The 19,737-nt window shown below is 63.0% G+C and carries 16 protein-coding genes and 1 pseudogene; 10 read left to right on the top strand and 7 right to left on the bottom strand.

The window, feature by feature from the left end; translation table 11 throughout:
• Nucleotides 1-35: 35 nt before the first annotated feature.
• Nucleotides 36-464 carry an NINE protein gene (locus LOY70_RS28080; RefSeq protein ID WP_265031880.1) on the top strand — a complete coding sequence of 143 codons (429 nt, stop codon included), beginning with the start codon at nt 36-38 and terminating at the stop codon, nt 462-464.
• A 123-nt stretch (nt 465-587) separates the two neighbouring features.
• Here LOY70_RS28080 and LOY70_RS28075 read toward each other — a convergent pair whose 3' ends face one another.
• The 7 genes from LOY70_RS28075 to gshB form a co-directional block, all read right to left on the bottom strand.
• Nucleotides 588-1,859, bottom strand: a complete 1,272-nt coding sequence (locus LOY70_RS28075) for a dihydroorotase (protein WP_265031879.1) — start codon at nt 1,857-1,859, stop codon at nt 588-590.
• The gene (locus tag LOY70_RS28070; protein ID WP_003177495.1) at nt 1,856-2,860 is read right to left on the bottom strand and encodes an aspartate carbamoyltransferase catalytic subunit; all 1,005 of its coding nucleotides are present in this window, start codon (nt 2,858-2,860) and stop codon (nt 1,856-1,858) included. Before LOY70_RS28070 ends, LOY70_RS28075 begins: the two co-directional genes overlap by 4 nt.
• Nucleotides 2,861-2,884: 24 nt before the next feature.
• Nucleotides 2,885-3,391: a bifunctional pyr operon transcriptional regulator/uracil phosphoribosyltransferase PyrR gene (gene pyrR, locus LOY70_RS28065; protein WP_123343665.1), complete on the bottom strand. Its 507-nt coding sequence runs from the start codon at nt 3,389-3,391 to the stop codon at nt 2,885-2,887.
• 83 nt (nt 3,392-3,474) lie between these two features.
• Nucleotides 3,475-3,912, bottom strand: coding sequence for a Holliday junction resolvase RuvX (ruvX, locus tag LOY70_RS28060; protein ID WP_024618831.1), 438 nt, complete (start codon nt 3,910-3,912; stop codon nt 3,475-3,477).
• The gene (locus LOY70_RS28055; RefSeq protein ID WP_265031876.1) at nt 3,912-4,481 is read right to left on the bottom strand and encodes a YqgE/AlgH family protein; all 570 of its coding nucleotides are present in this window, start codon (nt 4,479-4,481) and stop codon (nt 3,912-3,914) included. The genes ruvX and LOY70_RS28055 overlap by 1 nt, the downstream gene beginning before the upstream one ends.
• Nucleotides 4,482-4,706: 225 nt before the next feature.
• Nucleotides 4,707-5,603: an energy transducer TonB gene (locus tag LOY70_RS28050; protein WP_123343667.1), complete on the bottom strand. Its 897-nt coding sequence runs from the start codon at nt 5,601-5,603 to the stop codon at nt 4,707-4,709.
• A gap of 105 nt (nt 5,604-5,708) precedes the next feature.
• Nucleotides 5,709-6,680 carry a glutathione synthase gene (gshB, locus tag LOY70_RS28045; protein WP_265031874.1) on the bottom strand — a complete coding sequence of 324 codons (972 nt, stop codon included), beginning with the start codon at nt 6,678-6,680 and terminating at the stop codon, nt 5,709-5,711.
• A 224-nt stretch (nt 6,681-6,904) separates the two neighbouring features.
• Between gshB and LOY70_RS28040 the strand changes: the two genes are divergently transcribed.
• From LOY70_RS28040 to LOY70_RS28000, 9 genes and pseudogenes are all read left to right on the top strand, one after another.
• Nucleotides 6,905-7,333: a response regulator gene (locus tag LOY70_RS28040; RefSeq protein ID WP_265031873.1), complete on the top strand. Its 429-nt coding sequence runs from the start codon at nt 6,905-6,907 to the stop codon at nt 7,331-7,333.
• Nucleotides 7,334-7,381: 48 nt separating this feature from the next.
• Entirely contained in the window at nt 7,382-7,747 is a 366-nt protein-coding gene (pilH, locus tag LOY70_RS28035; RefSeq protein ID WP_025215959.1) for a twitching motility response regulator PilH, read from the top strand.
• Nucleotides 7,748-7,757: 10 nt separating this feature from the next.
• Nucleotides 7,758-8,297, top strand: a complete 540-nt coding sequence (locus LOY70_RS28030; protein ID WP_123343669.1) for a chemotaxis protein CheW — start codon at nt 7,758-7,760, stop codon at nt 8,295-8,297.
• 157 nt (nt 8,298-8,454) lie between these two features.
• Nucleotides 8,455-10,515 carry a methyl-accepting chemotaxis protein gene (locus tag LOY70_RS28025; RefSeq protein ID WP_265031871.1) on the top strand — a complete coding sequence of 687 codons (2,061 nt, stop codon included), beginning with the start codon at nt 8,455-8,457 and terminating at the stop codon, nt 10,513-10,515.
• Between the two features lie 193 nt (nt 10,516-10,708).
• Nucleotides 10,709-16,630 (top strand): Hpt domain-containing protein, encoded by a 5,922-nt coding sequence (locus LOY70_RS28020; protein ID WP_265031870.1) that lies wholly within the window; start codon nt 10,709-10,711, stop codon nt 16,628-16,630.
• Entirely contained in the window at nt 16,623-17,093 is a 471-nt protein-coding gene (locus LOY70_RS28015) for a chemotaxis protein CheW (protein ID WP_265031868.1), read from the top strand. Before LOY70_RS28020 ends, LOY70_RS28015 begins: the two co-directional genes overlap by 8 nt.
• Nucleotides 17,094-18,094: 1,001 nt before the next feature.
• Entirely contained in the window at nt 18,095-18,451 is a 357-nt protein-coding gene (locus LOY70_RS28010; RefSeq protein WP_265031867.1) for a DUF6124 family protein, read from the top strand.
• 267 nt (nt 18,452-18,718) lie between these two features.
• Nucleotides 18,719-19,348 carry a nucleotidyltransferase domain-containing protein gene (locus LOY70_RS28005; protein ID WP_265038216.1) on the top strand — a complete coding sequence of 210 codons (630 nt, stop codon included), beginning with the start codon at nt 18,719-18,721 and terminating at the stop codon, nt 19,346-19,348.
• Nucleotides 19,311-19,735, top strand: a pseudogene (locus LOY70_RS28000) (hypothetical protein). Before LOY70_RS28005 ends, LOY70_RS28000 begins: the two are co-directional and overlap by 38 nt.
• Nucleotides 19,736-19,737: the final 2 nt, after the last annotated feature.

Here is a 19,737-nt window from a genome sequence, read left to right as displayed (position 1 = left end):
GAAAAAATTTATCTATCGAGGCAAAGAGGCCATTCATGAACAGCTATCAACAGGACGCCATCCGGGATACCCACAGCAAAGTCATTGGCTATCTGCTGTGGATTTTCGGTTTCACGGGCGCCCACCGCTTCTATTACGGCAAGCCGGTCACCGGCACGATCTGGTTCTTCACCTTTGGCCTGTTGGGCATCGGCTGGTTGATCGACCTGTTCCTGATCCCGGCCATGGATCGCGAAGCGGACCTGCGGTTTACCCCGGGGCCTATCGAATACACCGTGGCGTGGATCCTGCTGACGTTTCTCGGGGTGCTGGGCGTACACCGGATGTATCAGGGCAAGTGGATCAGCGGGATTATTTACCTGCTGACCGGCGGGGTGTTTTTTCTCGGGGTGCTGTATGACTTCTGGACGCTGAACGATCAGGTGTCGATTCGTAATGCGCAGAAGCGGGGGGCTTTTCAGTAAGACCGAGTCGCCTGTATCGCGAGCAAGCTCGCTCCCACATTGGATCGAGGTGTTCACACATCATGTGTTCACCGAAGATCCCCCTGTGGGAGCGAGCTTGCTCGCGATAGGAACGGCGCGGTATCAGGCCTGGTGGGTTATCCGCCCATCCATCAAGGTGTAGCGCACCACCCCCGGCAGGCTGTGACCGAGGAACGGGCAGTTGTCGCCCTTGGAGCGCCAGGTTTCCCCCGCCACGGTGGACGCGGCTGGGTCGAACAGCACCAGGTCCGCCGCTGCGCCTGCCGTCAGTTTGCCAGCTGGCAATTGCAGCGCCTGGGCCGGGCCGGCGCTCAGGCGGGCCAGCAAGGTCGGCAGGTCCAGCAAGCCGTCTTCCACCAGGGTCAGGGCCAGCGGCAGCAGCAGTTCGACGCTGCTGATGCCCGGCTCGGTGGCGCCGAACGGTGCCAGCTTGGCATCGCGTTCGTGGGGTTGGTGATGGCTGGAGATGGCCGAGATTACCCCGGATTTCACCGCCTCGCGCAAGCCATCGCGGTCGGCACGGGTGCGCAGCGGTGGCTGGACGTGATAGACGCTGTTGAAGTCGATCAGCGCTTCATCGGTCAGGATCAGCTGGTACAGCGCCACATCGGCGGTGACCGGCAGGCCACGGGCCTGGGCCTGGGCGATCAACGCCGCGCCGCGGGCGCTGGTCAGTTGGCTGAAGTGCGCGCGTACGCCGCTTTGCTCCACCAACAGCAGGTCCCGAGCCAGGGCCACGGTCTCGGCGGTTTCCGGAATGCCCGGCAGGCCGAGGAAACTGGCGGTCGGGCCTTCGTGGGCCAGGCCACCTTCGGCCAGGTCATGGTCCTGTGAGTTGAAGATCACCGTCAGGCCGAAGGTCGCCGCGTATTCCAGGGCGCGGCACAGGGTACGGGTGTTGCGAAAACTGTTCAGGCCGTTGCCGAACGCCACGCAACCGGCGTCGCGCAGGGCGATGAGTTCGGCCAGTTGCTCGCCGTCGAGGCCTTTGCTCAGTGCGCCGATGGGGAAGACCTTGGTGTTGCCGGCTTCGCGGGCGCGATCGAGGATCAGTTCGGCCACGGCCGAGGTGTCCAGTACCGGTTTGGTCTGTGGCGGACAGCACAGGCTGGTCACGCCACCGGCGGCGGCGGCCCGGGTTTCGCTGACGATGCTGCCTTTACGGCTGTAGCCGGGTTCGCGCAGGGCGACGTTCAGGTCCACCAGGCCAGGGGCGGCCACCAGGCCATGGGCGTCGAGGACCTCGACGGCCACGAAGCCGACCGGAGCGGCGCCGAGGGCGACGATCTTGCAGGCATCGATATGGATGTCGGTCACTTGATCCAGGCCACTGGCTGGATCGATCACGCGTGCGCCGAGAATGCTGAGCTTCACTGGGCGTTCTCCTGGTCGAATTGGCGCTGGGCCGTTTGCCCGCTCATGGCCATGGACAGCACGGCCATGCGGATGGCGATGCCGTAGGTCACCTGGTTGAGGATCACCGAGTGCGGACCGTCGGCCACCGCCGACTCGATTTCCACGCCGCGGTTGATCGGCCCCGGGTGCATGACGATGGCGTCCGGCTTGGCCCCGGCCAGGCGGGCGGTGGTCAGGCCGAACAGGCGGTAGAACTCGCCTTCGCTGGGCAGCAGGCCGCCGGTCATGCGCTCGCGTTGCAGGCGCAGCATGATCACCACGTCCACATCCTTGAGGCCTTCGGTCATGTCGGTGTAGACCTTCACGCCGTATTGCTCGACGCCGATGGGCAGCAGGGTTTTTGGCGCGATCACGCGGATGTCCGGGCAACCGAGGGTCTTGAGGGCCAGCATGTTCGAGCGGGCCACGCGCGAGTGCAGGATGTCGCCGACGATGGCCACCGACAGGTTCTCGAAGCTGCCCTTGTGCCGACGGATAGTCAGCATGTCCAGCATGCCCTGGGTCGGGTGGGCGTGACGGCCGTCGCCGCCGTTGATGATCGCCACCTGTGGGCACACATGTTCGGCGATGAAGTGCGCGGCGCCGGAATCACCGTGACGCACGACGAACATGTCGGCGGCCATGGCTTCGAGGTTGCGCAGGGTGTCGAGCAGGGTTTCGCCCTTGCTCGCCGAGGATGTCGACACGTTGAGGGTGATCACGTCCGCCGACAGCCGCTGGGCCGCCAGTTCGAAGGTGGTACGGGTGCGGGTGGAGTTTTCGAAGAACACGTTGCACACGGTCTTGCCGCGCAGCAACGGGACTTTCTTCACCGCCCGGGCACCGACCTCGAGGAACGAGTCGGCGGTGTCGAGGATTTCCGTCAGCAGCTCGCGGCGCAGGCCGTCGAGGGACAGGAAGTGCCGCAGCTGGCCCTGATCGTTGAGCTGCAGCGGGCGCTTGGTTTCGAGAGGCGTCATCGCGATGGACTCTTACAAGGGCAGTTAAAGGGCAAGGTCTTGCAGTTCGAGTTGCAGCGGCGACGGGCCGGAGAGCTTGACTCGCTCATGGGCGGCCAGCGTCAACGTCGCGCCGACCACGTTCGGACGGATCGGCAGCTCGGCGGCGTCCAGGTCCAGCAGGCACACCAGCGTCACGCTGGCCGGTCGGCCATAGTCAAACAATTCGTTCATGGCGGCGCGGATGGTCCGGCCGCTCATCAGCACGTCGTCGATCAAGACCAGGTGCTGGCCTTCGATCTCGAAGGGCAGGGCCGAGGGGCGTACTTGCGGGTGCAGGCCGTTCTGGCTGAAGTCGTCGCGGTAGAAAGACACGTCCAATGTGCCCAGCGGCGAGGGATTACCCAGTTGTTCGAGCAAGGCCTGGGCGACCCAGACGCCGCCGGTGCGAATACCGATGTAGCGCGGTTCGCTGATGCCGCGTTGTTCCAGGTGTGCCGTGAGACGAATCGCCATCTGGCTGATCAGTTCGGCAGGATTGGGCAGGCTCATGCTGGCTCCTTCAGGTTCCCGGGCCGGTGGTGAGTGGCGCGGCTTATCGCTAAAAGAAAGCGCCTTGGCGGCGCTTTCAAAAATCAGGTTTCAAACAAGGCGGCGTTGGCATCGAGCCAGCCTTGCAACAGCAGGGCGGCGGCGATGGCGTCCACCGGGTTGTCGCGGTAACTGCCTTTCTGCCCGCCGCGCACCAGGCGCTCGCCCTTGGCCTCGAAGGTGGTCAGGCGCTCGTCATGGGTATAGAAGGGCAGGTTGTAGCGACCATTGAGCCGGCGGGCGAACTTTTCGGCGCGCAGGCACATGTCGCTGGGCGTGCCGTCCATGTTCAGCGGCAGGCCGACCACCACGGCGTCGGGTTTCCATTCCTTGATCAGCGCTTCGACCTGGTTCCAGTCGGGAATGCCGTTCTGCGCCTTCAATGTGCACAGCTCGCGGGCCTGGCCGGTGATGACCTGGCCGACCGCGACGCCGATCTGTTTGGTGCCGTAGTCGAAACCCAGCAGCAAGCGCAGGGCCATCAGGCGTGTCCCGCCTGGCTGGTGAGCAGGCTGAGGTTGACCCCGAGCCGACTGGCCGCCGCTTCCAGGCGCAGTTCGCTGCTGGTGTTGAACAGGATATCGGCGTCGAACGGGCAGGTCAGCCAGGCATTGTCGGCCAGCTCGGCTTCCAGTTGCCCGGCTTCCCAACCAGCATAGCCGAGGGCGATCAGGCTTTTTTCCGGGCCTACACCGTCGGCGATGGCGAACAGCACGTCCTGGGACGTGGACAGCGACACGCCATTCAGGTCCACGGTGGCCTGGTAGGTCGGTCCCGACGGATGGAGCACGAAACCGCGATCGGTCTGCACCGGGCCACCGATGAAAATCGGCACGTGCTGGCACAGGATTGGCGGTTCGATGTCGGGACGCAACTGCTCAAGAATGTCCGCCAGGTTCAGTTCCTGCGGGCGATTGATCACCAGCCCCATGGCGCCATTGGCCGTGTGCTCGACGATGTAGGTCAAGGTATGGGCAAAGTGCGGATCAGCCATGTGCGGCATGGCAATCAGGAAATGATGCTTGAGGTAGGTGGGGCTGACGTTTTTCATAGGCGCTAGTGTGGCGGCCGAGGGGCGAACTGACAAGCTGGGGATGTGCAAGAAGTCCCCCGATCTGGCTGGCGACACCGATCAAATGTGGGAGCGGGCTTGCTCGCGAAGGGGCCCGTGCAACCGACAGATCTATTGCGGCAGGACCGCCGTCTTCGCGGGCAAGCCCGCTCCCACAAGGGATCTGCGGCGGGCGCAGAGGTTATGTCCGGCACAAACCCGTGATCAATTGCTCGAAAGCCTATCGCCACGGGCAAACTTCCAGGTGCGGATGATTTCCAGCCGGTCGATGTCCGACAAATCCCCGGTAAACGGCGCGAACGGCGCAGCCAGGCGCACGATCCGCTGGGCGGCCTGGTCCAGCAGCGGCTGGCCGGAGGACTCCAGCACCAGCACTTCATACAGCGAGCCGTCGCGGTTGATCGAGACCATCAGCCGCAGGTTGCCGTAGATCTGTTTGCGCCGGGCTTCGTCGGGGTAGTTGAGGTTGCCGATACGCTCGACCTTCTTGCGCCACTCGTCCTTGTACCAGGCGCCCTTGTCGCGCATGGTCGAGGCGGCGCTCAGGCGATGGATGCGCGGGCGTTTGGCATACAGCTGTTGCTCCTGGGCCAGTTCGGCTTCCAGGCTGGCGATGTCGCTGGACAGCTGGGAACTGTCGAAAGTGGGCGCCGGGGCCTTGGGCTTGGGATCGGGCTTGACCTCTTCCTTGACCGGGGCTTTCTTCGGTTTCGGCGCCACGGTGGTCACGGCGGCCTTGGGCGCCGTTTCCTGCACTTCGGGCTTGGCGGCCGGCGGCGGGGTGACTTTCTGTACCGTATTGTCCTGGAACGGCGCGATCTCGGTGGTCTTGGGAATCGCCTTCTTTTCCAGGGTGCCACTGCCTTGCTGGTTTTCCTGGGCCAGGAAATCCGCCTTCGCCGGCTTCGTTTCGCTCTTGAAGGTGGCCAGGGTGATTTCCAGTGTCTGGCTGATCTGCTTGGGTTCGACCGTGGCAAACCCGACGCCCAGCAGTAGGGCCAGGTGGATCAGCGCCGCCAGGAACAGGGTAAAACCGAGGCGATCGGCCGGGCGCACGCCACGATGGGCGAGCTCTTGGGGCAGATCGGACGGGAGTGTCATGGCAGCAAAACCAACATCGCGTTTTTCAGGCCCGGCATGATAACGCAATGTTGGTTTTTAGCTGCAAGCTTCAAGCTGCAAGCGACAAGCTGTACGTCGCCCGTATCAAACTTGCCGCTTGAAGCTTATCGCTTGCAGCTGCTTCTCTATCGCCTCCATCAGCATCCCGCCGATGTCGGTGCCAAAGGCGTTGTCGATTTCGCGGATGCAGGTCGGGCTGGTGACGTTGATTTCCGTCAGGTGCTCGCCGATCACGTCCAGGCCCACGAACAGCAGGCCTTTCTCGCGCAGGGTCGGGCCAACCTGGGCGGCGATCCAGCGGTCCTTCTCGGTCAACGGACGGGCTTCGCCACGACCGCCGGCCGCCAGGTTGCCCCGGGTTTCACCGGCGGCCGGGATGCGCGCCAGGCAATAATCCACCGGTTCGCCGTCGATCATCAGGATGCGCTTGTCGCCATCGACGATGGCCGGCAGGTAACCCTGGATCATGATCTGCTGCTTGCCGTGCAAGGTCAGGGTTTCCAGGATCACCGACAGGTTCGGGTGGCCGGCGGTGTGCCGGAAGATCGAGGAGCCGCCCATGCCGTCCAGGGGCTTGAGGATCACGTCGCCGTGGTGGTCGGCGAATTCGCGCAACACGTCCGGGCGACGGCTGACGATGGTCGGCGGCGTGCACTGCGGGAACAGCGTGGCGAACAGCTTTTCGTTGCAGTCGCGCAGGCTCTGGGGCTTGTTGACCACCAGTACGCCAGCGTTTTCAGCCTGCTCCAGCAGGTAGGTGGAGTACACGAACTCCATGTCGAACGGCGGATCCTTGCGCATCAGGATCACATCCAGGTCGCTCAGCAGCGCATCGCTTTCATCGCCCAGCTCAAACCACTTCTCGGGGTTGGCGAAGACTTTCAGCGGTTTCATCCGCGCCCGCGCCTGGCCTTCGGCCTGGTAGAGGTCGCGCTGCTCCATATAGAACAGGTCCCAGCCGCGCTTTTGAGCGGCCAGCAGCATGGCCAGCGAGCTATCCTTTTTATAGGAAATGCTGGCGATAGGGTCCATGACAATGCCAACGCGTACGCTCATGGCTTGGTTCCTCGAAAATTTGATAGGCACAAATGGCGTGAAAAAGTGGCGTCAGAGTGGCGCCCGGAAGATTGGCGGTCAAGGAAAAACCACCGCGCCGAGTGGCCGATAGATCGGCGATGGAGACTGTGCTAAAAAGGCTGCCATGTGACGTGCGGGCCTTGAACATCAAGGGTTTGCGCTGTCGTTCACTCTTAAGCGTTAAAAACCGGTCCGCAGTGGCAATGGCAGAGCATCTTACGCAGCAGCAACCCAGCACCTTGAAGGTCATGGTCATCGACGATTCGAAGACCATCCGCCGCACCGCCGAAACCTTGTTGCGCAACGTGGGGTGCGAGGTGATCACGGCCGTGGACGGTTTCGATGCCCTGGCCAAGATTGCCGATCATCATCCGGGCATTATCTTTGTCGACATCATGATGCCGCGCCTGGACGGTTACCAGACCTGCGCCCTGATCAAGAACAACAGCGCGTTCAAGGCGACACCGGTGATCATGCTGTCGTCCCGGGACGGGCTGTTCGACAAGGCCAAGGGGCGCATCGTCGGCTCCGATCAGTTTTTGACCAAGCCGTTCAGCAAGGAAGAACTGCTGGGTGCGATACAGGCCCATGTCCCGGGCTTTGCCGCTGTCCAGCCGCACCAGGCACATTAATGACGCTCGGCCAACGGGCCTGGGGTCAACAAAAAAATGGGGAACACCATGGCACGTATCCTGATCGTCGATGATTCGCCGACCGAAATGTACAAACTGACCGGCATGCTGGAAAAGCACGGCCACGAGGTCCTGAAGGCTGAAAACGGCGCCGACGGTGTGGCCCTGGCCCGCCAGGAACGACCCGATGCCGTGTTGATGGACATCGTCATGCCCGGCCTCAACGGTTTCCAGGCCACGCGCCAGTTGACCAAGGACCCGGACACTGGCCACATCCCGGTCATCATCATCACCACCAAGGACCAGGAAACCGACAAGGTCTGGGGCACGCGCCAGGGCGCGAAGGACTACCTGACCAAACCGGTGGACGAAGAAACCCTGATCGCGACCCTGAACAAAGTGCTGGCGGGTTGACGGCGCGGCCATGAGCCCATCCCTGACCGCCTTCGAGCTGCTGCTGCAGATCGATCGGCGCTGCCGGTTGCTGGGGGCCGACCTGCCATCCCAGCCGACCCATCGCGCCGGTTGGAGCGGCATCGGTTTTCGCCTGGGCGAACACTGGTACGTGGCGCCCATGGGCGAAGTCAGCGAAGTGCTGCACGAGCCGCGTTACACGCATTTGCCCGGGGTCAAGCCATGGGTGCGTGGCGTGGCTAACCTGCGTGGGCGCTTGTTGCCGTTGATGGACCTGAGCGGCTTCTTCGGTCACGAGCTGTCGACCGTGCGCAAACAGCGCCGGGTACTGGTGGTGGATCACGACGAGGTGTTCACCGGGTTGCTGGTGGACGAGGTCCTCGGGTTGCAACATTTCGCCCAGGACAGCCTGGAGCCGACCCCGGTGGACGCCCTCGGCGGCCCGGAGTCGGCGTTCGTCAAGGGGCGCTTTCGCGGCGAGCGACAGTGGCAGGTGTTCAGCCCGTTTGCGTTGACGCGATCACCGGGGTTCATGGATGTGGCGATTTAACAGGCCGTAAATGCGGCCCCTGTGGGAGCGAGCTTGCTCGCGATGGCGCCAGTGCAGTCAACATTGATGCAAGCTGTACCGTCGCTATCGCGAGCAAGCTCGCTCCCACATTGGAATGGCGGTGGGTTGGGGTTTTGGGCAGCACAGGCGAGGACCGATGATCAAAGCAAAAACAGGCAAGCCACTGGAAGCGTCGCGCAGTCGTTCGCAGATCATCGTGCTGTTCGTCGCGTTGATTGTCTTCATCATGCTGCTGTTCGCCAATTTCGCTTACCTCAACACCCAGTCCACCTACGATAAGCAGTACATTGGCCACGCCGGTGAACTGCGGGTGTTGTCCCAGCGTATCGCCAAGAACGCCACCGAAGCTGCCGCCGGCAAGGCTGCGGCGTTCAAGTTGTTGAGCGATGCGCGCAATGATTTTGCCCAGCGCTGGGGCTACCTGAAGCAGGGCGACCCGGTGACCGGCCTGCCGCCGGCCCCCGCCACCCTGCGTCCGCAGATGCGTGCCGTGCAGTTGGACTGGGAGCGCCTGCTGCAGAACACCGACGCCATCCTCTCCAGCGAGCAGACCGTGTTGTCGCTGCATCAGGTGGCGGCAACCCTGGCTGAAACCGTGCCGCAGTTGCAGGTCGAGTACGAAAAAGTCGTCGAGATTCTGCTGCAGCGTGGCGCGCCCGCCGCCCAGGTGGCCATGGCCCAGCGTCAGTCGCTGCTGGCCGAGCGGATTCTCGGCGCGGTGAACACCGTGCTGGCCGGGGACGAGAACGCCAGCCAGGCCGCCGACACCTTTGGCCGCGACGCCGCGCGTTTCGGCCAGGTGCTCAATGGCATGCTGCAAGGTGACCCGGCCTTGAAGATCTCCCAGGTCCAGGACCGCGACGCCCGGGCACGCCTGGCCGAGATCAGCGAGCTGTTCGAGTTTGTCTCGGGGTCGGTGGACGAAATCCTCGAAACCTCCCCGGAGCTGTTCAAGGTCCGCGAATCGGCCGGCAACATCTTCAACCTGTCGCAAACCCTGCTCGACGAGGCCTCGCACTTGGCCACGGCCTTCGAGAACCTGGCCGGTGGGCGCGCGGTCAACAGCATCGGCGGCTATGTGCTGGGCCTGCTGGCGCTGATGTCGATCATCCTGATCGGGCTGGTGATGGTCCGCGAAACCAACCGCCAGCTGCGGGAGACGGCGGAAAAGAACGAGCGTAACCAGAACGCGATCATGCGTTTGCTGGACGAAATCGAAGACCTGGCCGACGGCGACTTGACCGTCACCGCTTCGGTGACCGAAGACTTCACCGGCACCATCGCCGATTCCATCAATTACTCGGTGGATCAACTGCGCGATCTGGTCGCCACCATCAACCTCACCGCCGGCCAGGTCGCCGCCGCCGTGCAGGAAACCCAGGCCACGGCGATGCACCTGGCCCAGGCTTCCGAGCACCAGGCCCAGCAAATTTCCGAAGCTTCGACTTCAATTAATGAAATGGCCCAGTCTATCGACCAGGTGTCGGCCAATGCCGCCGAGTCGTCCGCAGTGGCCGAGCGTTCGGTGGAAATTGCCAACAAGGGCAACGAGGTGGTGCACAACACCATTCATGGCATGGACAACATTCGCGAGCAGATCCAGGACACCGCCAAGCGCATCAAGCGCCTGGGTGAGTCGTCCCAGGAAATTGGCGACATTGTCAGCCTGATCGACGACATCGCCGACCAGACCAACATCCTGGCCCTCAACGCCGCCATCCAGGCGTCCATGGCCGGTGATGCCGGGCGCGGGTTCGCGGTGGTGGCCGATGAAGTGCAACGCCTGGCCGAGCGGTCTTCGGCGGCGACCCGGCAAATCGAAACCCTGGTACGGGCGATCCAGGCCGACACCAACGAAGCGGTGATTTCCATGGAACAGACCACCACCGAAGTGGTGCGCGGTGCGCGACTGGCCCAGGACGCCGGCGTCGCCCTGGAAGAGATCGAAGGTGTGTCCAAGACCCTGGCGGCGCTGATCCAGAGCATTTCCAACGCGGCGCAGCAACAGACCACCTCGGCGGGGCAGATTTCCTTGACCATGAACGTGATCCAGCAGATCACCACGCAGACCTCATCCGGCTCTACCGCCACCGCCGAAAGCATCGGCAACCTGGCGAAAATGGCCAGCCAACTGCGCCGCTCGGTGTCGGGTTTTACCTTGCCGGCCGCACCTGTGGCGGATGAAGACAAAGTGTGATGGTGGTGAAGATCATCTGTGGCGAGGGGATTTATCCCCGCTGGGGCGCGAAGCGGCCTCCGACAATACACAGGCCAGCATTTATGTCCCAGACTGGCTATTTTGGGACTGCTAAGCAGTCCAACGGGGATGAATCCCCTCGCCACAGGGTGGATTTGTACCCTTGGCATGTCACAGTTGATTTGGAGTGGTTATGGGTGATCGGCACGACTATGTGGCCCTGGAATGGGTCAAGGGCGAGATTGCCGAAACGCTGAAGCAGGCCCATCTGGCCCTCAACCGCCTGGTGGACGATCCGCAGGCGTCGGATGCCCTCGGGCAATGCCTGGCCTGCATTCATCAGGTCCACGGCGGCTTGCAGATGGTCGAATTCTACGGCGCGGCATTGCTGGCCGAGGAGATGGAACAGCTGTGCGCCGCCCTGCAGGACAACCGCATCGTTCATCGCGACGAAGCCATCAGCCTGTTGAGCCAGGCCTTGGGGCAGTTGCCGATTTACCTGGACCGTATCCAAAGCGCCCGTCGCGACCTGCCGCTGGTGGTGCTGCCGCTGATCAACGACCTGCGCAGCGCCCGCGGCGAGAGCCTGTTGTCGGAAACCAGCCTGTTCAGCCCCGAGCTGCCGGATATCGCGCCGCTCAGCGACGAGGCCTTGAAGCGCCTCAAACCGGCGGACCTGCCAGGCACCTTGCGTAAGTTGCGCCAGACCCTGCAAGTGGCCCTGGTCGGCCTGCTGCGTGAACAGGATGACACCACCCATCTCGGTTACCTGGCCAAAGTCTTCCTGCGCCTGGAGGGCTTGTGCGCCGGGGCGCCGCTCAATGCCCTGTGGCAGGTGGCTTCGGCGCTGGTCGAGGGCATGCGCGACGGGCGCATCGCCAACAGCCCGGCGTTGCGCAGCCTGTTCAAGGAAGCCGACAAGGAACTCAAGCGCCTGCTGGACCAAGGCATGCCCGGCATCAATCAACCGGCACCGCCACACCTGCTCAAGAGCTTGTTGTTCTATATTGCCAAGGCCGAACAACCCAGCGGGCAGATGCAGATCATGAAAGAACGCTACTCACTGGACGACGCGCTGCCTGACAGCGCCATGGTCGACGAAGAGCGGGCACGCCTGGCCGGGCCCGACCGCGATGCCATGCGCTCGGTACTCGCCGCGCTCTGCGAAGAGCTGGTGCGGGTCAAGGAGCGCCTCGACCTGTTCGTGCGCAGCGACCGTCAGCACGCTTCGGAGCTGGACAGCCTGCTGGCGCCCCTGCGGCAGATCGCCGACACCCTGGCGGTGCTCGGTTTCGGCCAGCCGCGCAAGGTCATCATCGATCAACTGGCGGTGGTGCTGAGCCTCGCCCAGGGGCAGCGCGAGCCGGATGACGCGACCCTCATGGACGTCGCCGGGGCCTTGCTCTATGTCGAGGCGACCCTGGCCGGCATGGTCGGCACCGTCGAGCCCGAGAGCCGCGAAGACACCCACCTGCCCACCACCGACCTGACCCAGATCCACCAGATCGTCATCAAAGAGGCCCACACCTGCCTGCAACAGGCCAAGGACATGATCGTCGACTACATCGACGCCGACTGGAACAGCGAGCAACTGCAAGCCTTGCCGGCGCTGTTGACCCAGGTCCGTGGCGCGCTGGCGATGATCCCCCTGAGCCGTGCCGCCAGCCTGGTGGAGGCCTGCAACGGGTTCATCCGCGAGCATTTGTTACTGGAGCACGCCCAGCCGGGTTGGGAAGAACTCGACCACCTGGCCGACGTGATCACCGGCCTCGAATACTACCTGGAGCGTTTGAGCGAAGACCCGGAAACCCCCGGCGAACCTCTGCTGGACGTGGTGGAGCGGAGCCTGGCCGCGCTCGGCTATTTCCCCGACGAAGCTCGGGTGCCCTTGCTCGACGATGTGCTGAGCCCCAACGAAGCCCAGCTGATGCAGGACTTGCAGGAGCTGGATGACCCACAGACCGTGCAGTCCCTGGCCCAAGTGCTGGCCAGTCCGGTCTCGGCGGTCAACCCTCCCGCCAGGAACACCCCGGGCAGCCTGCTGCCGCCGCCGGTGGATGAGCATCCGGTGGATGATGAGTTGCGCGAGGTCTTTCTCGAAGAAACCGGCGAGGTGCTGGATGTCCTGCGTGAGTACCTGCCGCGCTGGACGGCTCACCCTGACGACCAGGGTGCCCTGAGTGAACTGCGCCGGGCCTTCCATACCCTCAAGGGCAGCGGCCGGATGGTCCGGGCGCTGGTGCTGGGTGAGCTGGCCTGGGCCGTGGAAAACCTGCTCAATCGGGTGCTGGAACGCAGCGTCGAACCCGATGCGTCGGTCCGACAGTTGATCGACGAAACGGTGCAGTTGCTCCCTGATCTGGTAACTGAATTCGCCGCCCATCGCCAGCGCCAGCGTGACGATGTCGACCGTCTGGCCGTCCGCGCCCATGCCCTTGCCAGGGGACGCGATGAAGACGAAGACGTACAGGACGTGGCGGCCCTCGATCCGCTGCTGCTGAAGATCTTCGACAACGAAGCCCAGGGTCACCTCACCAGCCTCAATCGCTTCCTCGACCAGGCCGCCGACCACCTGCCATTACAGGCTAGCGACGAATTGCAGCGGGCCTTGCACACCCTCAAGGGCAGCGCCTCGATGGCCGGTGTTTTGCCCATCGCCGAGCTGGCCGGTGCGCTGGACGAGCTGGCCCGGGAATACAAAGCACACCTGATCGCCCTCGACCTGGATGAGGTCGAACTGCTGCTGGAGGCCGGAGGCCTGCTACGCCGGGGCCTGCGCCAGTTGCACAGCGCGCCGCTGGCGCCAATCCCCGGCGCCGAGGAGCTGATCCAGCGCGCCCAAGCGCTGTTGGCCGAACGTCTGCAAGCGGCCCTCAGCGCACCCAACAAAGGGCTGCGGACCAAGCGCGACCCACAACTGATCAACAACTTCCTGGCCCAGGGCATGGACATCCTGCTGGACGCCGAAAGCCTGTTGCAGCGTTGGCAGCAGCACCCGGGCGAAGGCCAGGAACTGAGTGCGCTGCTGGATGAGCTGACCACCCTCGGCGAAGGCGCACACCTGGCCGACCTGCACCCGGTGGACGAACTCTGCGAAGCCCTGCTTGACCTCTACGGCGCGGTGGAAGAAAGCAGCCTGACGGTCAGCGACACGTTTTTCCAGGAAGCGCAGCGCGCCCATGAAGCCCTGATCGACATGCTCGATGAGCTGGCGGCCGGGCAACATGTGCATGCGCAACCCGAACGGGTGCAGGCCCTGCGCAACCTGCTCGAGACCAGTCTCGACCCAGCGGCCACCGGCCTGATCCGCAGCGACGGCAGCCGCACCCTGAGCATCCGCGAACTGGGCAATGCGACGGCTGAACTCGAACGCAGCGCCCCCGCCGCGACCTCGGTGGACGACGACATCGCTTCGATCTTTCTCGAAGAAGCCCAGGACATCCTCGAAAGCGCCGCCCAGGCCCTGCAACGCTGGCTGGCCGACCCGGACAATGGCGCGCCGCTGTCCTCGTTGCAGCGTGACCTGCACACCCTCAAGGGCGGTGCGAAGATGGCGGACGTGCGGCCGGTGAGCGATCTGGCCCAGGAGCTGGAAAACCTTTATGAAGGGTTGGTGGACCGCCGCTACAGCCATAGCGAAGAACTGGCGCAACTGCTCAACAGCAGCCACGAACGCCTCGACCTGTTGCTCGGGCAGTTGCAGCAGGGCCAGCCGTTGGGCGATCCCGTTGCCCTGATCGACGCCATTCGCCGGTTCCGTCAGGACAAGACGAACACAACGGAGGCGAACGGGACGGCCCAGGCCGATGCGGCCGGGCATGATCCCGAACTGCTGGAGATCTTCCTCGAAGAAGGTTTCGACATCCTCGACAGCTCTGGCGCGGCGCTGCTGCGTTGGCAGGAAGAACCGTCGAACCGCCAGGCCGTGGAAACCCTGTTGCGGGATTTGCACACCCTCAAGGGCGGCGCGCGGATGGTGGAAATCGTGCCCATCGGCGACCTGGCCCATGAGTTGGAAAACCTTTATGAAGGGTTGGCGGCGGGCCTGCTTCAGCCGACCCCGGCGCTGTTCAGTTTGTTGCAAAGCAGCCATGACCGAATCGCCCAGATGCTCGACGCAGTGCGCGCTGGCCAGCCGTGCCCGTTGGCGGACCGGCTGATCGCGCAGATCCAGGCGGTGAATCATCCGCAGGCGCGCGAGATACCCCCAGCTGTCGCTGCCCCGGAACTTGCTCCGCCTGCGGCCCCGACGCCCGCGCCCGCCAAAACCGAGCCCACCGCACCGAGCGACGGTGCGGACATGGTCAAGGTTTCCGCCGAATTGCTTGATGACCTGGTGAACCTGGCCGGGGAAACGTCGATCTTCCGCGGACGCATCGAGCAGCAGGTCAACGATGCGCGGGTGGCGTTGGGCGAGATGGAAACCACCATCGAACGGATGCGTGACCAGTTGCGCCGCCTGGATACCGAAACCCAGGGGCGGATTCTCAGTCGCCAGCAGGTGGAGGCCGAGCGCCTGGGCTATGAAGAATTCGACCCGCTGGAAATGGACCGCCATTCCCAGTTGCAGCAGTTGTCCCGGGCACTGTTCGAATCCGCCTCGGACCTGCTCGACCTCAAGGAAACCCTCGACCGCAGCAACCACGATGCAGAGAATCTGCTGCAACAGCAGGGGCGCATCAACACCGAACTGCAGGAAGGCCTGATGCGTACGCGCATGGTGCCGTTCGAGCGCATGTTGCCGCGCCTCAAGCGCATCGTGCGGCAAGTGGCGCAGGAACTGGGCAAGGACGTGGAGTTCGTGGTCGACAATGCCGAAGGCGAGATGGACCGCAACGTGCTCGAACGCATGGCCGCGCCGCTGGAACACATGCTGCGCAACGCCGTCGACCACGGCCTGGAACCGGCCGACGTGCGCATCGCCGCTGGCAAGCCGGCCCGGGGACGCATCAGCCTCGACCTGTCCCGGGAAGGTGGCGACATCATTTTCGACATCCGCGACGACGGTGCCGGGGTCCCGCTGGACGCAGTGCGGCGCAAGGCGATCAAGCGTGGCTTGCTGTCACCGGACAGCGACATGAATGATCGTGACGTGCTGCAGTTCATCCTGCAGCCGGGGTTCTCCACCGCCGAAAAAATCACCCAGATCTCCGGGCGTGGTGTCGGCATGGACGTGGTCCATGAAGAAGTGCGGCAACTGGGCGGCAGCATGGTCATCGATTCCACGCCGGGGCAAGGCGTGCATTTCCGCATCCGCCTGCCATTTACCGTGGCAGTCAACCGCGCGCTGATGGTGCAGTGTCATGACGACCAGTACGCGATTCCGCTGAACACCATCGAAAGCATCGTCCGGGTATTGCCGGCCGAGCTGGACGGCTATTACCAGATCGATCCGCCGACCTATACCTACGCCGGGCAGCGTTATGAGCTGTGCTACCTGGGTGAGCTGCTGAAAACCGGTGCCCGCCCTAAACTGCTGGGCCAGAGCCAACCGTTGCCGGTGCTGCTGATGCAGTGCAACGAGCGGCATATCGCGGTGCAGGTGGACGCCACCGCCGGGACCCGGGAAATCGTGGTCAAGAGCCTCGGCCCGCAGTTCTCGGCGGTGCAAGGCCTGTCCGGGGCGACCATCCTGGGGGACGGCCGGGTGGTATTGATCCTCGACCTGCTGGCGCCGATCCGCGCCATGCCCAGCCACGCACCGCGCCGCCCGACGACGGAAGGCGAGGGTGAGCATCAGCGACCGTTGCTGGTGCTGGTAGTGGACGATTCGGTGACGGTGCGCAAAGTCACCAGCCGCCTGTTGGAGCGCCATGGCATGCACGTCCTCACCGCCAAGGACGGCGTGGACGCCATGGCGCTGCTGGCCGAACACGCCCCGGACCTGATGCTGCTGGACATCGAAATGCCGCGCATGGACGGCTTCGAAGTGGCCACCCAAGTGCGCAACGACCCGCGCCTGGCGCACCTGCCGATCATCATGATCACCTCCCGCACCGGCCAGAAACATCGCGACCGGGCCATGGCCATCGGCGTCAATGACTACCTGGGCAAGCCGTACCAGGAATCGGTGCTGCTCGACAGCATCGCCCACTGGAGCAAGACCCATGCATGAATATCGCACCCACCACCTCACCGGGTTGCTGCTGCCCCTGGCTGACCGGCACCTGGTGCTGCCCAACGTGGCTGTGGCCGAGTTGATCGACTACCAGAGCAGCGCCTTCGACATGGACACCCCGCCGTGGTTTCTCGGCTGGGTGAGCTGGCGTGAACGGCAAATCCCGCTGCTGAGCTTCGAATCGGCCTGCGGTCAGAAAACCGTGATCGGCGAGCGAGTGCGCATCGTCGTCCTCAACGCCCTGGGCGGACGGCCGGAGCTGAGGTTCATTGCGCTGTTGGTGCAGGGCATCCCGCGGTCCTACAAGCTCGACACCCAGTTGAGCTACGTCGACGTGCCGCTGTGCGGGTTGGAGCAGGCGGCGGTGCAGGTGGGGGAACATGTGGCGAAGGTGCCGGATTTGTTGGCGTTGGAGGAGTTGGTGGTGGCTGCGGGATTGGTTCGGCGGCACAAATCCTGAAGCCTATGCAGCGCCAATGTGGGAGCGAGCTGGCCTGGCAGCGGGCCAGGATTTTGTTGGTCGAGTACATATCTATTGCTGCGGTAACGGCGGCTTATGGTTCCGCCCTGACGGCGGGTCACTTTCGAAAAAGCGCGAAAGTAACCAAAGCGCTTTTGCCCCACCACTCGGTGCCTCGCCTAGGCTCGGCATGCCCGAACGCAGGCATTGCTCCGTGGGCCCGCCGCGAAGGGCCATCCATGGCCCAGCGCGGCTATCCCGGCATCCATGCCGGGATGCCCACTCCACAATGCCTGCGTTCGGCCAGCGTGGTTAACGGGGCGCCGAGATCAACGTCCGGCGCGAGGCGGCCTTATAGCCGGCCTGGCTCTTGCGGGCGGTGTTTACCAATCAGACCTGTTTGGGCTGGACCTGTGGGAGCAAAGCTTGCTCGCGAGGCGGCCTTATAGCCGACCTGTTCGCCCGGGTGTACTCAATTCCAACCAATGTGGGAGCGGGCTTGCCCGCGAAGGCGGCGGCACATTCAGTATTGATGCAAGTAGAGCCACCGCCATCGCGAGCAAGCTTTGCTCCCGCAAGATTGGCGGTGGACACTGATCTTATAAACGACCAAAAACCTGTGTGGGAGCGAGCTTGCTCGCGATGGCGGCCTGACAGCCGACCAAGGTTGTGGGAATGGTCGGACAAACTTCCTGACTCAAGCAGATTTTTCCGACGAACTCTGGCGGTTGCCGGGTGGGAAGGGCTGTCGCTAACCTTTTCCTGTCGCTGCAAATTCAGCGATCGGGCTTGGAAACCCGAAGTAGACGGCGCAAAAGCGCCCTTCATAACGTATGCTGACGGTCGTTTTTTGACCTTGCTTTCGTTATGGCGGCTGTGCGCGGGAGGCCTTCGGGTCTGCCGGGCTCGTTTACCCCGGTTTTCCAACCTGCGTACGGCTGCCACCCATTCGCTTGGAAACGAACGTGGCAGCTCCAACCAGTAAACGGAGTGTCACCCCTATGTTCAAGGTCACCCCCAATCCTCCCGAAACCGACTCCTCATCAGGCCACGCCGGCCTTGATCCGCAAAAGCTTGATGAAGCCGCCGAACGTGCCCTGAGCTTCTATCTCGACCCCAAACCTCAAACCCAAAAGAAACAACCTCCAGGCCAACTGTTCACTGTCGTGGATGACCTCGACAGCGAATGCCTCCTGGCCAACCTCAGCGAAACCCTCGCCTCCGCCAATGTCATGATTAACGAGCTGGCTTTCGACCTTGAGGGTTCGCCCCGGCATTTTGCCCTGGGCATCCAGCAGATGATCGAACTCAGTCAGTTGCTGGCCAATCGGGCGCTGGATATTGTCGACCCGCGCTAAAGTTGAACGCGTTCTTGTGGCGAGGGGATTTATCCCCGTTGGGCCGCGCAGCGGCCTCCAAGCCTGAGTTCTCGGAATGTCAGACTGCTCAGGTTACGGCTGCTGCGCAGCCCAGCAGGGACAAATCCCCTCGCTACAGAACTCGAACCCAACCACATACCCCTGTCTCTCCCAAAAAGGCCGGGCGCTACGTTAAATGCCAATCCCAACTTAATAAGTCCCAAAAAGGGACCTATCGTTCCCTTTTTGGGACTTATAGCCTTTACCATGAATCACCTCTCTCTAAGCGATGCGTTGTTCACGGCCACTCAGCAACGGGTCCTGGGCCTGTTGTTCGGTAAACCGGATCAAAGCTTCTATGCCAATGAAATTGCTCGCTGGGCTCAAGTCGGCAAGGGCAGTCTCATGCGGGAGCTGGAGCGTTTGCAAAACTCAGGGATTTTGCTGATGACTCGTCAGGGCAATCAAACCCATTACCAAGCCAATGTGCATTGCCCGATCTACGCGGAACTGTTGGGCATCGTTCAAAAAACCATGGGGATAGCCGAGCCGTTGCGCCAAGCCTTGGAGCCGTTTTCCAGGCAGTTGAGTTGGGCGTTCGTCTACGGCTCCATCGCCAAAGGCCAGGCGAATGCATCCAGTGACATAGATCTCATGCTGATCGGTGAAGGCCTGCACTACAGTGAAGTGATGGAGCGGCTTATGCCTCTGGAGGAGCAACTGGGCCGTCCTCTTAACCCTACGCTCTACACGCCCCAGGACTGGGCTGCAAAATTTGCGGCGGGTAACAGCTTCGTGGTGCGGGTAGCGCAGCAGGACAAGATCAACTTGCTGGGTGAAGACCCTTTGGAGTCCAAGGATGGGCAAGCAGGAAAGCCTGGAAAATCTGTTACGTAGCGGCAGCCTCAAAGCAGAACCGCCGGATCGCCAGGAATGCGAGGGCTTGATGCGTTCTGCAATGGACCGCCTGACAGATGCGCAAACAGTGTCTCTTTCGTTTGCCAGTCGATTCGACCTGGCGTACAACGCCGCCCATGCCGCCGCCCTTACGGCGCTACGGATGAGCGGCTATCGTTCGGACAAGCGTTATCTGGTCTTTCAGTGTCTGGTTCATACGGCGGATGTCACCAAAGTGCAGGTCCGGCTATTCGCCCATGCCATAAGCGGCGCAACCTTGCCGAGTACGAAGGCTGCATGGATGAAGATGATGCGCTTCTTACGCAACTGATTGAGAGTGCTGCAGAACTGCTCGAACGGGTTCGGCAATTGATGAGTATGAGTTGACC

The organism is Pseudomonas sp. B21-054 (genome assembly GCF_026016345.1).
In the GTDB taxonomy this organism is placed as follows: Bacteria; Pseudomonadota; Gammaproteobacteria; order Pseudomonadales; family Pseudomonadaceae; genus Aquipseudomonas.
Note: the sequence above shows the minus strand (reverse complement) of the source record. Positions and strands in the feature narration are given on the sequence as shown.

Coding starts and splice junctions, on each gene's coding strand:
- LOY70_RS28080 (WP_265031880.1), top strand. CDS start 36: ATGAACAGCTATCAACAGGACGCCATCCGGGATACCCACAGCAAAGTC.
- LOY70_RS28070 (WP_003177495.1), bottom strand. CDS start 2,860: ATGACGCCTCTCGAAACCAAGCGCCCGCTGCAGCTCAACGATCAGGGC.
- pyrR (WP_123343665.1), bottom strand. CDS start 3,391: ATGAGCCTGCCCAATCCTGCCGAACTGATCAGCCAGATGGCGATTCGT.
- ruvX (WP_024618831.1), bottom strand. CDS start 3,912: ATGGCCCTGCGCTTGCTGCTGGGTTTCGACTACGGCACCAAACAGATC.
- LOY70_RS28055 (WP_265031876.1), bottom strand. CDS start 4,481: ATGAAAAACGTCAGCCCCACCTACCTCAAGCATCATTTCCTGATTGCC.
- LOY70_RS28050 (WP_123343667.1), bottom strand. CDS start 5,603: ATGACACTCCCGTCCGATCTGCCCCAAGAGCTCGCCCATCGTGGCGTG.
- gshB (WP_265031874.1), bottom strand. CDS start 6,680: ATGAGCGTACGCGTTGGCATTGTCATGGACCCTATCGCCAGCATTTCC.
- LOY70_RS28040 (WP_265031873.1), top strand. CDS start 6,905: ATGGCAGAGCATCTTACGCAGCAGCAACCCAGCACCTTGAAGGTCATG.
- pilH (WP_025215959.1), top strand. CDS start 7,382: ATGGCACGTATCCTGATCGTCGATGATTCGCCGACCGAAATGTACAAA.
- LOY70_RS28030 (WP_123343669.1), top strand. CDS start 7,758: ATGAGCCCATCCCTGACCGCCTTCGAGCTGCTGCTGCAGATCGATCGG.
- LOY70_RS28025 (WP_265031871.1), top strand. CDS start 8,455: ATGATCAAAGCAAAAACAGGCAAGCCACTGGAAGCGTCGCGCAGTCGT.
- LOY70_RS28020 (WP_265031870.1), top strand. CDS start 10,709: ATGGGTGATCGGCACGACTATGTGGCCCTGGAATGGGTCAAGGGCGAG.
- LOY70_RS28015 (WP_265031868.1), top strand. CDS start 16,623: ATGCATGAATATCGCACCCACCACCTCACCGGGTTGCTGCTGCCCCTG.
- LOY70_RS28010 (WP_265031867.1), top strand. CDS start 18,095: ATGTTCAAGGTCACCCCCAATCCTCCCGAAACCGACTCCTCATCAGGC.
- LOY70_RS28005 (WP_265038216.1), top strand. CDS start 18,719: ATGAATCACCTCTCTCTAAGCGATGCGTTGTTCACGGCCACTCAGCAA.